We start from the raw sequence: 13,030 nt of genomic DNA, 5'->3' as shown, positions 1-13,030 counted from the left end.
GCCTGCCGGTTTCGCGACATAGCGAAGCCATGTCCTTCCCCCGACTCTCCCCATCCTGGTTTCGTCATCGGGTTCGATCGAGCGAGGCGAGTCTCGTCCTGCTGGCGATCGCGATCGGGGCCGGTGCGGGATTGATGAGTGTCGCCCAAGGCGCGATCGCGCGGGGGTTGCAGCGCCTGCTGTTCGCGCTGGAGGGGGATCAGCGATTGAGCGCCACCGGCACTGTCCCGGTTCTGGCGCTGCTTGCCTTGCCGCTGGGAGGATTGGCGCTGGTCCTGTTTTCGCGGGTCACCGGCGCGCGCCAGCGGCGGCTGGTCGATGCGGTCGAGGCCAATGCGCTGCATGGTGGGCGTATGTCCTGGTCGGACAGCCTCGTCATCTCGGGCCAGACGATCATTTCCAATGGCTTCGGCGCGTCGGTCGGACTGGAGGCGGCCTATGCGCAATTGGGCGCGGGGCTGGCCTCGATCACCGGCGGCTGGCTCCGGCTTCGGCGCGGCGACCTGCGCGTACTGGTCGGGGCAGGGACGGGCGCCGCCATCGCGGGGGCGTTCGGCGCGCCGCTGGCGGGGGCTTTTTATGCGTTCGAGATCGTGATCGGCGCCTATACACCCGCCGCCATCGCGCCGGTGGCCGCCGCGACGCTGACCGGCGTGCTGGTCGCGCAGATGCTGGGGGCGCAACCCTATCTGGTCAATGCGGTTGCGGGCGAGGCCGTGCTGACCCATCATTATCTCGTCTATGCCGGACTGGGGGCGGTGGCGGCGGCGCTGGGCATCGTCCTGATGCGCGCGGTCGCGGAGATGGAGACGCTGACCCGTCGGTTGCCGATCCCGGCGGCGTGGCGGCCGGTGCTGGGCGGTGTCCTGCTGATCCCGCTCGCCTGGCTGACGCCGCAGGTATTGTCGGCAGGGCATGGGGCGCTGCATCTCGACCTGGAATATGGCCTGCCGCTCAGCTTTCTCGCCGCCATCTTCGTGATGAAAAGCGCGGCGTCGATCGTGTCGCTGGGCTTCGGGTTTCGCGGGGGGCTGTTCTTCGCCTCGCTGTTCCTCGGCAGTCTGCTCGGGCATATCTATGCCGACCTGATCGCCCTGGGTGTCGGGGCGCCGGTCGTCGATCCGCAGAATGCCGCACTGGTCGGCATGGCCGCCTTTGCGGTGGCGGTGGTCGGCGGGCCGATGACCATGGCGATGCTGGTGCTGGAGGCCACGCACGACTTTTCGCTGGCGGGTGCGGCGATCGCGGCGTCGCTGGTCACGACGACGATCGTGCGCGAGACGTTCGGCTATTCCTTCTCGACCTGGCGACTTCACCTGCGTGGCGAGACGATCAAGAGTGCGCGTGATGTCGGCTGGATGCGAAGCCTGACCGCCGGGCGGATGATGCGCCGGGTCGAACGCGGAACGCCCGCCCAGTGGACCATCGCCGAGTTTCGCCGTGCCTTTCCGCTCGGTTCGACAAGCCGCGTCGTGCTGGTCGACGATCAGGACCGTTACGCCGGGATCGTCCAGACCGCGCGAGCCTATGTCGACGGTCTGGACGCGGCCGAGCCGATCGCGACGCTCGCCATCCATCAGGACCGGGCCTTGTCGCCCGATACCGATGTGCAGGCGATCATGCGCGCGTTGGACGCGGCGGGGGCCGACGAAATGGCGGTCGTCGGCCCGGATCGGACGGTGCTGGGCCTGCTGTCCGAACCCTATGTCCGCCGCCGTTATGCCGAAGAGATGGACAAGGCGCAGCGGGCGTTGTTCGGCGAGGATTGATCTCGCTCAGCGGGCCCCGTCGATATAGCGGGTCACATTCTCCGCCAGCACGTTGAGCGGCACGTTGCCGCCATCGACCACCGCCTGGTCGAAATCGCGCAGATCGTAGCGGGGGCCGAGCGCCTTTTGCGCGCGGGTGCGTTGCGCGACGATCTCCGCCCGTCCGACCTCATAGCCGCAGGCCTGACCCGGCCATGAGCAATAGCGGTCGACCTCGCTTTCGGCATTGCTGCGGGGCAGGCCGGTCGCGGCGATGAACTCGGCCAGCGCCTTGTCGCGCGACCAGCCGATCGCATGGATGCCGGTATCGACGATCAGCCGAACCGCGCGCCATGCCAGTCCCATCAGATAGCCGAGCCGCCCGGCAGGGTCGTCCCGGTACATGCCCAGCTCGTCCGCCAGCTGTTCGGAATAGAGCGCCCAGCCCTCCGAATAGGCATTGAAGGCCAGGATCGAGCGGATCAGCGGCAGCTTCTGCGCATATTCGCCCTGCCAGACATGGCCGGGTATCCCCTCATGATAAACGAGATCGGGGATGGTGACCCGGTTGTGGATCGACGGATCGCCCAGATTGACCCAGACCTTGCCCGGCACGCTGCCGTCGATGGTGCCGGGGCCGCCATAGGCTGCGGGCGCGCCCGGCTCCTGCGCCACCGGCATCCGCCGGATTTCCAGATTGCCGCGCACCAGACGCCGGAACGCATCGGGCAGGCGCGGGCGGATCGCGTCGATCCGGCCCTGCATATAGGCGATGATCTGCCGCCGCCCTTCGTCGCCATCGGGAAAGCCGATGCCCGGCCGTTTCTGGTACGCGATGGCGCGCTCGGCGACGCTGCCCTGGGTCAGACCTTCCTTCCGAAGGATCGTGTCCATCTGCGCCTGGAGGTCGGCGAGCCGGGCGACGCCCATGGCGTGAAGGTCCGCCGCGCTGCGTCGCGTGGTGGTTCCCGCGCGCAGGCCCCAGGCATACCATTCAGGGCCATGCGGGCGGACATTCAGGCCGGGTGCGGCGACGGCGACGGCGCGCTCGGCCTGCAACTCGGCCAGCTGCCGTTCCAGCGCGGGCACGATCGCCGAGCGCACGATCTGCGCCGCGCGGTTCGTCCAGTCGCCGGGAATCTCTTTCGTCTTGCGAGCGAGCGGGCCGATCAGCGGGCCGTCCGCCTTCGCCGCCTCGGCGATGGTGCCGGTCATGCCCTTGATCGTCTTGTCGAGCAGGAAGGAGGGAGGCACCAGCCCCTGCTCGCGCGCCTGCCGGATACGCAGCGTCTCGCCGTCCAATTGCGCGGGCATGGCGGCGAGGCGGGCGAGATAGGCCTCGGCATCCGCCTTGTCGCGAACCGGCTGGTCTCCGTCCAGCATCTGCGGCACGTCTAGCCAGGAACCGACATTCTGGATGACGGCATAGGGCGTGTTGCGCCAGTCGCCGATGGTCGCGACGCCGTACGGCAGCGCCATGCCGTCGAGCGCGGTCTGGAAGGCGCTCTCGACCACAGCCAGGCTGGTCTGTGTCGAGGGATCGAGCCCGGCACGCGGAACCTGTGCCACCTGCTTCAGGGCATCGGTCAGGAAACGCTGGCGCGCTGCGATACCCGTGGGCGAGCGATCCTCCAGCCTGCGCCGAAGATCGGCATGGGTGCCGGTATCCACGCCCAGCGTCGTCGCCCGTTCGGGGACCAGTTCGAGCAACTGCCACGCCAGCCGATCGAGCAATGCGCTCGCATCGCTGGCGGGGGCGGCCGCCCGGACAGAGGCGGTGGCGGAGAGGGCGGTGATGCCCGCCAGGGTTTCGCGACGGGAGAAAAAGCTGGTCATGTCCACAGGATGACCGGCGCTTCGATCCAGGTCAAACGGGGATACGCCCGACTTCGACGTGTAACATAAAGTTCATGCAGGTGTCGCTTTGCTGTCTTTCGGCCGCCCTACCCACGCCGTGACACCAAAGGGGCGGGGCGACATCATGCGGAAATTTCTACGGCTGGCGGGAGCTTCGATCGTCGGGCTGTCGCTGGCGGGGGCGGCATTGGCGCAGGAGCCCGCGCCGCCAACCGGCTTGAAGCTCGACCGGGTGGTTCTGCTCATGCGGCACGGCGTTCGGCCGCCGACCAAGTCGCCGCCCATGCCCGAAGGAACGTCCAATCAAAATTGGCCGAAGTGGCCGGTCGCACCCGGTTATCTGACCCCGCATGGACGCGTGGGCGTCGAGCGATTGGGCGGTTATGATCGGAGCGCATGGACGGCGGCGGCCCTGTTGCCGCGTTCGGGCTGTGCCACGATCCGGATCGTCGCCGACAGCGACGAACGGACGATCCGGACGGCCGAAGCCTATGCCGAAGCGCTCGCGCCAGGTTGCAGCGTCGCGATCGAGCACAAGCCGCAGGATGTGGCCGACCCAATCTTCTCGCCGATCGATGAACGTGCGGTGCCCTTCGATGCCGCCAAGGCGCGAGCGGCGGTGCTGGCCGGGGCGGGGGGCGAGGCAGGCCTTGCGGCGCTCGACCAACGGCTCGCACCCGAGTTGGCGCGGCTGGATACGATCCTCTGCCAGCCCGTCACGCCCAGCTGCGGGGTGCGGCAGAAGCCGACCGGCCTCGCTCCGGCCAAGCCCGACAAGCGGCCCAAGCTGAACGGCGCGATCGACCGCGCCTCGACGGCCGCGCAGATCCTGCTGCTCGAATATGCCGAGGGCAAGCCGATGGCCGAGGTCGGCTGGGGGCGCGCCACGCCCGCCGATATCGAGCGGCTGGGTGTCTTTCACGCCGAGGAGTTCCGCCTTCTCGCCCGCCCGCGCTATGTCGCCAAGGCGAATATGGCGGGGATCGCGCCGTTGATCCTCCAGGGGCTGACGGCGGCGAAGGCACCGGCCGTCACCATGATCTCGGGCCACGATACCAATATCGCCAGCCTGGGCGGGTTGCTCGACCTGCACTGGAAGGTTCCGGGGCTGGCGGCGGACGATCCGGCACCCGGCGGGGCGATCGTGCTGGAACGGCTGGTCGATGCGCGGGGACGGGCCTATGTCCGCGCGCTCTATCGCTCACAGACGCTGGAGCAGCTGCGCAAGCTGGCCGATCCGGCCGTCGAGGCGCCTTATGTGGCGGTGTTGCCAATCGCGGGTTGCACGGCACGGGGCGTGGTGGGGCTCTGCACGATGCAGGCGTTCCAGGCGCAGCTGACCCGCTAAATTATTCCTCCCCAAGCATGCTTGGGGAGGAATTGGCAAAGACTCACCAGGTCAGGTTCAACCGGCCGTAAAGCTGCCGCCCGTTGAAGCCGAACGGCGAGTAATAGGGGAATGCCGTCACGCCATTGTTGTTGAGCGCGGCGGGCGTCGTGCGGGGATAGACGTCGAACAGGTTCGACGCACCCAGCGCCAGCGACACATTGTCGTTGAAGCGATACCGCCCCTCCAGATCGACGATGGTGCGTGCACCCGTATGGAGGTCGTTGGCGACGACCGATCCGGGTTGCAGCACATCGCCGTAATGGACCGCGCGCAGCGTCGCGCCGACGGCCTGACGGGTCCAGTCGACCGAGCCGACGACCTTGGTGCGCGGCGTGCCCTGCTCGATGGTCAGGATACGGTTGCGACCGAACAGGCTGGGCGCGGGGTTTAGCGTGGCCGTCGAGGTCGGTACGCGGTCGACCGACAGGTCGTTGATGTTCGCCGCCGCACTCAGGTTGAAATTGCCCAGCGTCTCGGTGCGCCAGTTATAGGCGGCGACGATGTCCAGGCCCTTGGTCGTGGTCTGGACCCCGTTGATGAAGAAGCGTGCCGCCTGCACGCCGAATGGTGCAAGAAGGCCTGCGACCTGGGTGCTGGCGGAAGACTGGATGTTCTCCGACAACACGATCTGGTTGCGGATGCGAATGCGGTATCCGTCGACGGTCAGGCTGAACCCGCCGAAGCGGACGACCGTGCCCAGCGAATAATTACGCGACTTCTCCGGCTCCAGCGGCAATGCGCCCAGCGTCCGGGCGAGGTTGTCGCTGACCGGATAAAGGCCCGTCTCCAGGATCTGCCCGTTGGTCACCAGTGTCTGGGTCGAGGTGTAATATTGCTGCTGCAGCGACGGCGCGCGGAAGCCGGTCGACAGCGTGCCGCGGAAGGCCAGCCATGGTGCGACGTCGTAACGGGCCGAGAATTTCGCGGTCGCCGTCTCGCCGAAGTCCGAATAGCTTTCGCCACGGACGGCGGCACCCAGGGTCAGGCGATCCCACAGCTTGGCCTCGACATCCAGATAGAGGCTGCCGTTGCTGCGATGCACATCGACCTGGTTTTCCGGCCGGAAGCCGACAAAGCCCTGCGCGCCCGAGGCCAGGTTGGCCGCCGCGCCGGGTGCGCGGTTGTAGCTTTCGGGCTGGCCCGCGTCGATCTTGAAGCCCTCGCGGCGATACTCGGCCCCCGCCGCGACGTTGAAGACCGCTGCGCCCAGCGTGTATTCGCGCGACAGGTCCAGCCCGGTGACGAGCTGGTCATAGGTCAGGCGACCATCGTCGAAGTCGCGAAGCGTCGCATTGCCATAGGTCGAATTGGCCGAATTCAGCGTCGCGAAGTCGATCGTGTTGCGGCCATAGCTGACGGTCAGGTCGGCATTCCACTCGCCGATCGTGCCGCGCACGCCGCCGGTCGCATTATAGTCGCGCGAGGTCGTGCCGATCAGCGGCAGGAAGCCGTCCGGATACAGGCCGCGAACCGCCTCCGCATTCACATTGTTCGCCCCCGCGACGCGCGGGAAGGCGGCGCTTTCGCTGCTGCGCTGCTGAAAACCGCCATTGGCATAGGCGGTCCAGCCGGTGTCGGCGAGCGGCAGCGCGGCGTTCAGGTAGACGGTGCCCTGTTCGATTTGCGGATCGCCGAAACGGGCGCGGATCCGCTGGGGCGCCGGGCCGCGCGGGTCGATATCGGCGCGGTTGGTCGGCTGGCGCGCGACATATTCGCCCGACAGGGTCAGGAAGCCGTCGCTGCCCAGGCCGAAGCCCTTCCAGCCGCTGATCGTCACGGACTCGCCGTCGCGTACCGAGCGCGAGGTGCGGGCCGCGTCATATTGGGTGGCGAAGGTGCCGAAGGTCACGTTCGCGCCGCCGCCCGAACGAGCCTCGCGCAGGCGCAGATTGACCACGCCCGCGATCGCGTCCGAGCCATATTGTGCCGACGCGCCGTCGCGCAGCACCTCGACCCGGTCGAGCGCCACGGTCGGAATGGTGTTCAGGTCGACCGCCGCCGCGCCGCGCCCGATCGAACCGTTGATGTTGAGCAGCGCCGAGGTGTGCGCGCGGGTGCCGTTGATGAGCACCAGCGTCTGGTCGGGGGACAGGCCGCGCAGCGTGGCGGGCCGGATCGCGTCGGTGCCGTCGACCGCCGCCTGGCGCGGGAAGTCGATCGAGGGCGCGACGCTCGACAGCGCCTGCGCCAGCTCGGTCGTCCCTTGCGCGCGCAGGGCATTGCCGCTCAGGACATCGACGGGCGACACGGAGTCCAGACGGCTGCGTCCCTGTGCGCGGGTGCCGGTAACGACGATGTCGTTCTGGGCAGGCGCGGCGGCGGGTTCAGCCTGGGCCTGGGGTGGGGCATCGGTGGTGCTCTGGGCCAGAACGGGTGCCGCCAGCAGCGGGCTCAGCAAAATGGTGCCGCCAAGCAGCAGCGATCGCGCGGTGCGCATCGGGTCATTCCCCCTATCTTTATCAACGAGATGAGCTTTGTTGCTTCTATCTCTACACCGATGCTGGGAATTGGGGCGCAAGGCTTCCTTGGGGGGCGATAAGGTTGGCTTGGCGGTGACGGATGGTTGACCAATGCGATGATCGAATGCCGCCCATTCTAAAGACATTCGTTATTCGATTTCCCTCGCCCCTCTCTGAGGGGAGAGGGTTGCGCAGACTTGGTCTTTGCGAGAGCAAAGGCTTAGTCGGAGCTGGGTGAGGGGTGAAGCGCTCGAAGAGCGCGCGAGCCTTTGGCTCGCTCGACCCCTCACCCAAGCTGCGCTAGCCAGAAGGCTGGCAAGCTCCGCTAACCCTCTCCCCTGTCCAGGGGAGAGGGAAGCAAAAAAAGACTTACCAGACGTGGACGCGCTGTTCGGGCGTCAGGTACAGCTTCTGGCCGGGCTGTACCTTGAACGGGCCGTACCAGGCATCGAGATTGCGCACGGTCAGCACCCGCCACGGAGCAGGTGCGTGGACATCGGTTGCGATCCGCGCCCGCAGCGCCTTTTCGCGCATCTTGGTCCGCCAGCTCTGCGCAAAGGCCAGGAAGAAGCGCTGGTCGCCGGTCAGCCCGTCGATCACCGGCGCGGGCTTGCCGCCCAGCGAGGCCTTGTACGCCTCATAGGAGGCGGTCAGTCCGGCGACGTCGGCGATATTCTCGCCCAATTCCTGCTCTCCGTTCAGGTGGAGCCCGGGCAGCGCTTCATAGGCGCTGTATTGCGCCACCAGGGACTGACCGGCACCCTCGAACCGCTTCAGGTCGGCGGGCGTCCACCAATTGTGCAGCCGCCCGGTCGAATCAAAATCCGACCCCAGATTGTCGAAGCTGTGGCTGATCTCATGCCCGATCACCGATCCGATCGCGCCGTAATTGGCCGCCGCGTCGAACTTCGGGTCGAAATAGGGGCTTTCGAGGATCGCGGCGGGGAAGTTCAGTGCGTTCTGGAGTGGCAGGTTGACCGCGTTCACCGTCTGCGGCGTCATCCACCATTCGCCGCGATCGACCGGCTTGCCCAGCTTCGCCAGATGATAACGATAGAGCGACAGCTTAGCGCGCTGCGCGTTGCCGACGGGATCGTCGGCGCGGACCTCGAACTTCGGGTAATTCCACCAATGGTCGGGATAGCCGACTCCGACCTTCAGCACCGCCAGCTTGGCGCGCGCTTCCTTCTTGGTCGCGGGCGCCATCCAGTCGAGTGCGGCGATGCGGCGGTCGAAGGCGGCGACGATATTCTTCACCATCTTCTGGATTTCGACCTTGGACGAGGCCGGGAAATAGCGCGCGGCGTAGATCTTGCCGACCGCCTCGCCCAGCGCACCGTTGACGGCCGAGATGCCCCGCTTCTCGCGCGGCTGCTGCGCGGGCGTGCCGTTCAGCGTGCGGCCGTAAAAGCCGAACGAGGCATCGTCGATCGCCTTGGGCAGCGAACCCGTGACCTGATTGATGGTGTGGAAGGCCAACCAGTCCTGCCAGCTTTGCAGCGGCACGCTGGCGACGAGCGCCGACAGCTTGGTGATCGCGTCGGGTTGCCAGGCGATGAAGTCCTGCTGGCTGGCGGGCACGCCCGACGCCGTCCAGAACGCGTTCCAGTCGATGCCGGGCGCCTTGCTGGCGAAATCGGCGCGGGTCCAGGGATTGTCGCCCTTATGCGCGTCCTGGCTGGCGATGATATCGGTCTGCGCGGCGGCGATCTTCATCTCCAGCGCGAAGACCCGGTCGGCGCGGCCTTGCGGATCGGACAGTCCGGCCAGCGTCATCAACTGGGTCAGATAGGCGCGGTAGGCGGTGCGGATTTCCGCCATCTCCGGCTTGTCGGACAGGTAATAATCCCGGTCGGGCAGGCCCAGGCCGCCTTGCATCAGATAGGGCACGTTGCGGGTCGGCTGGTTCAGGTCCTGGCTGACGAACAGGCCGAACAGGTCGTTGGTGCTGGCGTAATTGTTGTTGTTGAACGGATCGGTATCCGACCGCATCGCCGCACCGATCGCGCGCGACAGGTCCCGCTTGTCCTTGATCGCGGCGATGGCGGCCAGATCGCCCTGGATCGGCTTCAGGCCCCGCGCCTCGATCCCGGCGGTATCGGTATAGGCGGCGTAATAGTCGGCAATGCGCTGTTCGTCGCTGCCGGGCGCGCCCTTGGCCGATGCCGCGCCCTTGATGATCGCGGCGGTACGCGCCTCGGCCCGTAGCGAGACGTCGAGGCCGACGCCGATCGAGGACCGATCCGCCGGGATCTGCGCGGTCTTGATCCACGTACCATTGGCATAGTCGTTGAAATTGTCGCCGGGTTTGACGCTGGGGTCGATCAGGGCCTTGTCGACGCCGGGCAGAAGGCCCGTCTGGGCGATGGCGGCGGAGGAGGCGAGAAGGGCGGCGGCAAAAGCAAAGCGCTTCATGATGATCCTGCAAACGGGAGATTATGCTCGATGGAGCACCCTTAACCCCCCGCAAGTCAAGGATCATAGCATGAACTTCATGTCATGATCGCCGCTTACGGAAAGCCCTTGCCGCCATGCGCGCCGACGGCGGTGCCGGTCGAGAAGGTCGCCTCTCCGCTCGCCAGCGCGACATAGAGCGAGGCCAGCTCGGCGGGCTGCCCCGCGCGGCCGAGCGAGGTGTCCTGGCCGAACTCGTGCATCTTACCCGCCAACTGCCCGCCCGCGACCTGAAGCGGCGTCCAGATCGGGCCGGGCGACACGGCGTTGACGCGGATACCCTTCTTGGCCAGCTGCTTGGCCATGCCGCGCGTCAGGTTTTGGATCGCTGCCTTGGTCGAGGCATAGTCGATCAGGTCCTCGCCCGGATCATAGCTGTTCTGCGAGATGGTGTTGATGATGACCGAGCCCGGCGGCATCGACGGGATCGCCGCCTTGGAAAAGCGGAAGACGTGATAGACGTTCGTCTCATAGGTGCGGACGAACTGCTCGTCGCTGATTTCCATGATGTCCGCCTTGGACTGCTGATAGGCGGCATTGTTGACCAGCAGGTCCAGCCCGCCGAGCTGCCCGATCGCCTTGCGCACCACGTCCTCGCTGGCTTTTTGCGTGCGGATATCGGCGGGCAGCAGCACGGCCTTGCGCCCCGCCTGACGGATCAGGTCGGCGACCTCACGGGCGTCCGGCTCCTCGCTTGGGTGATAGTTGATCGCAACATCGGCGCCTTCGCGGGCGAAAGCGATGGCCGCGGCACGCCCGATGCCGCTGTCGCCGCCGGTCAGCAGCGCCTTCCGTCCCGTCAGCTTGCCCGACCCGCGATAGCTGGCCTCGCCATGGTCTGGCCGGGGCGTCATCTTGCTGGCGAGCGCTGGCCAGGGCTGACGCTGCTCGGGAAAGGGCGTTCGGGTATAAGCCGATCGCGGATCACGCAGGCTGGGCACGCCGTCGCCACCCGATTGCGCCGGAGCCGCTCCAGGCGCCGCCGTCGCCGCCAGCCCCAGGGCCGCTCCGCCGAGGACACCGCGCCGCGAGGTTTCCATGTCGCCCATGTCGATATCCTTCACGAAAGCCCGGGGTTTAAGGCCTGAAATTGCGTGGGGTTCGTAACGGGCGAAACCCGATAGGGTTCATCGGGCTTGAAAGCGCATGGGCGCGAGCGTCGTCTGGCGGAAGAGGTGGGATTCGAACCCACGGATGGCTTGCACCATCGCCGGTTTTCAAGACCGGTGCCTTAAACCGCTCGGCCACTCTTCCGGGTCGCGGTGGAAGGGGGCTCTACGCCAAGCCGCTGGCTGAATCCACTATCGATTTGGGGGCGGACAGAGCGGCTGGGCGTGCCAGTGTTGCGGTGGCGCGAGGTTCCGGCTTTGGCTCGGCTGTGGCACATAGATGCCCATGTGGGGGGACATTACCCGGCGTGTGAAGCGCCTCGCCATCGTGTCGATCTTTGCGGCGTCGGTCAGCGCGGCACCCGCCTGCGCGCAGGACGAGGCCGGGTTCCAGACCTATCTGCAACAGGTGCGCGGCACCGCGCTGGCGCAAGGCGTCAGTCGCACGACGCTGGACTCGGTGCTACCGACGCTGACGCTCAATTCGCGCGTGATCGAGCTGGACCGGCGCCAGCCCGGTGGCCCGGCGAATAGCGGGTTCAGTCCCTTCGCGCCCTATAAGGCCGCGCATGTCGATGCCGCGCGGATCGGGCGGGGGCGGACCAAATATTTGGCGCAGCGCCCACGCCTGTCGCGCATCGAGCGTGAGACGGGCGTCCCGGAATCGATCATGGTCGCAATCTGGGGGCATGAGACAAATTACGGGGCCTATACCGGCAATTTCGATTTGCTGCGCTCGCTGGCGAGCCTGGCCTATGAAGGGCGGCGGCGGCCTCTTTTCGAGGGCGAGTTCATCGCCGCCCTGAAGATGATGGACCGGGGCGTCACCCGCGACCAGCTGAAGGGCAGTTGGGCAGGCGCGACCGGCAATCCGCAGTTCCTGCCCTCCATCTATCTGCGCCTCGCCCGCGACGGCGATGGCGACGGGCGCGCCGACATCTGGAACAGCGAGGCCGATACGCTGGCCTCGATCGGCAATTATTTCGTCAATGCCGGATGGCGCGCGGGCCAGCCCTGGGGCTTTGCGGTGACGGTGCCCGCCGGGTTCGACCGCTCGTTGGTGCGCAACCGGCTGGTCAGCCCGCGCTGCCCGCGCGTGTTCGAGCGGCATAGCGGCTGGCGGACCATCGCGGAGTGGCGCGCAATGGGCATCGTGCCGCAAGGGGCGGCCTGGCCCAACGATCAGGTGCTGGCCACGCTGATGGAGCCGGACGGGCAGGGGGCGACCGCCTATCTGCTGACCGGCAATTACCGCGTGATCCTGGATTACAACTGCTCGAACTTCTACGCGCTGTCGGTAGGGTTGCTGGCCGATGCGATTGCGGGTTGAGGCGATCGCACTGCTGGCGCTGGCCTTCGCCGCGCCGGTCTGGGCCGCTCCGGCAGAGGAAGCCTCGCCCGCACGCTACGGAAGGTACGACGCCACCGGACAGGCGAGCTGGTACGGGCATGAGCTGGCCGGGCGGCGCACTGCGACCGGCAAGCGCTTCGATCCCGATGACGTGATGATCGCGCACCGCACGCTGCCGCTCGAATCGATGGTCGAGGTGACGGATGTCGATACCGGGCGGACGATCATCGCGCGGGTCGGCGATCGGGGGCCGGGGCGTGCCGACCGGGTGGCGGACCTGTCGCTGGGTGCGGCCAAGCTGCTGGGCACGAACCGTCGTTCGGTCGCGCATATCCGGGTGCGTGCGCTGTCGCCGGGTAGCGACAAGCCGGGGCTGATCCTGGCGGGGGCGAGCGCGGTTCCGCCGGTCGCCCGTCCGATCGCGCTCGATCCGCAGGCCCGCTACCGCGTTCAGATCGCCAGCTTTTCCAGCCATGCCCGCGCGGAAGCGCTGGCTCGGCGTTTCGCGGCTCGGGCGATGCCCGCCGGTCGTGTCTGGCGGGTGGAACGCGCCGGACTGAATGCCGATTCCGCCAAAGCGTTGCGTGACGCGGCGGCAGAGGCGGGCTATGACGACGCCCGCATCCTGCATCAGGATTGACCTGTCGGCTCCCTTTGGTCAC

Annotated in this window: 8 protein-coding genes and 1 tRNA gene; 4 read left to right on the top strand and 5 right to left on the bottom strand. The window is 67.2% G+C overall.

The window, feature by feature from the left end:
- The first annotated feature begins 29 nt into the window (after positions 1-29).
- The gene (locus AC1GI4_RS03785; protein WP_479628609.1) at positions 30-1,769 is read left to right on the top strand and encodes a chloride channel protein; all 1,740 of its coding nucleotides are present in this window, start codon (positions 30-32) and stop codon (positions 1,767-1,769) included.
- A 6-nt stretch (positions 1,770-1,775) separates the two neighbouring features.
- Here AC1GI4_RS03785 and AC1GI4_RS03780 read toward each other — a convergent pair whose 3' ends face one another.
- A complete protein-coding gene (locus AC1GI4_RS03780) occupies positions 1,776-3,584 on the bottom strand; it encodes a DUF885 domain-containing protein (RefSeq protein WP_479628608.1) in 1,809 nt (602 codons plus the stop codon).
- Positions 3,585-3,729: 145 nt separating this feature from the next.
- On the opposite strand from AC1GI4_RS03780, the gene AC1GI4_RS03775 reads away from it, so the two are divergent.
- Positions 3,730-4,953, top strand: coding sequence for a histidine-type phosphatase (locus AC1GI4_RS03775; protein WP_479628607.1), 1,224 nt, complete (start codon positions 3,730-3,732; stop codon positions 4,951-4,953).
- A gap of 43 nt (positions 4,954-4,996) precedes the next feature.
- Here the strand turns inward: AC1GI4_RS03775 and AC1GI4_RS03770 are convergent, their stop codons facing one another.
- The 4 genes from AC1GI4_RS03770 to AC1GI4_RS03755 all read right to left on the bottom strand — a co-directional run bounded on the left by AC1GI4_RS03770 (position 4,997) and on the right by AC1GI4_RS03755 (position 11,162).
- Complete coding sequence (locus AC1GI4_RS03770; RefSeq protein ID WP_479628606.1) at positions 4,997-7,432, bottom strand: TonB-dependent receptor plug domain-containing protein; 2,436 nt, start codon at positions 7,430-7,432, stop codon at positions 4,997-4,999.
- Positions 7,433-7,823: 391 nt separating this feature from the next.
- A complete protein-coding gene (locus tag AC1GI4_RS03765; RefSeq protein WP_479628605.1) occupies positions 7,824-9,869 on the bottom strand; it encodes a M13 family metallopeptidase in 2,046 nt (681 codons plus the stop codon).
- Positions 9,870-9,964: 95 nt separating this feature from the next.
- A complete protein-coding gene (locus AC1GI4_RS03760; protein WP_479628604.1) occupies positions 9,965-10,957 on the bottom strand; it encodes an SDR family oxidoreductase in 993 nt (330 codons plus the stop codon).
- A gap of 115 nt (positions 10,958-11,072) precedes the next feature.
- Positions 11,073-11,162: transfer RNA gene (locus AC1GI4_RS03755), tRNA-Ser, on the bottom strand.
- Between the two features lie 141 nt (positions 11,163-11,303).
- On the opposite strand from AC1GI4_RS03755, the gene AC1GI4_RS03750 reads away from it, so the two are divergent.
- A complete protein-coding gene (locus AC1GI4_RS03750; protein ID WP_479630342.1) occupies positions 11,304-12,347 on the top strand; it encodes a lytic murein transglycosylase in 1,044 nt (347 codons plus the stop codon).
- A complete protein-coding gene (locus AC1GI4_RS03745) occupies positions 12,331-13,008 on the top strand; it encodes a septal ring lytic transglycosylase RlpA family protein (protein ID WP_479628603.1) in 678 nt (225 codons plus the stop codon). The genes AC1GI4_RS03750 and AC1GI4_RS03745 overlap by 17 nt, the downstream gene beginning before the upstream one ends.
- Positions 13,009-13,030: the final 22 nt, after the last annotated feature.

The sequence above is a fragment of the Sphingomonas sp. 77B genome (assembly GCF_056497825.1).
The sequence above is the reverse complement of the archived record's forward strand: the minus strand, read 5'-3'. Positions and strand labels throughout refer to the sequence as shown.

Bases quoted from the DNA above. Each gene is read 5' to 3' on its own strand.
- AC1GI4_RS03785 (WP_479628609.1), top strand. From the start codon at position 30: ATGTCCTTCCCCCGACTCTCCCCATCCTGGTTTCGTCATCGGGTTCGA.
- AC1GI4_RS03780 (WP_479628608.1), bottom strand. From the start codon at position 3,584: ATGACCAGCTTTTTCTCCCGTCGCGAAACCCTGGCGGGCATCACCGCC.
- AC1GI4_RS03775 (WP_479628607.1), top strand. From the start codon at position 3,730: ATGCGGAAATTTCTACGGCTGGCGGGAGCTTCGATCGTCGGGCTGTCG.
- AC1GI4_RS03770 (WP_479628606.1), bottom strand. From the start codon at position 7,432: ATGCGCACCGCGCGATCGCTGCTGCTTGGCGGCACCATTTTGCTGAGC.
- AC1GI4_RS03765 (WP_479628605.1), bottom strand. From the start codon at position 9,869: ATGAAGCGCTTTGCTTTTGCCGCCGCCCTTCTCGCCTCCTCCGCCGCC.
- AC1GI4_RS03760 (WP_479628604.1), bottom strand. From the start codon at position 10,957: ATGGGCGACATGGAAACCTCGCGGCGCGGTGTCCTCGGCGGAGCGGCC.
- AC1GI4_RS03750 (WP_479630342.1), top strand. From the start codon at position 11,304: ATGTGGGGGGACATTACCCGGCGTGTGAAGCGCCTCGCCATCGTGTCG.
- AC1GI4_RS03745 (WP_479628603.1), top strand. From the start codon at position 12,331: ATGCGATTGCGGGTTGAGGCGATCGCACTGCTGGCGCTGGCCTTCGCC.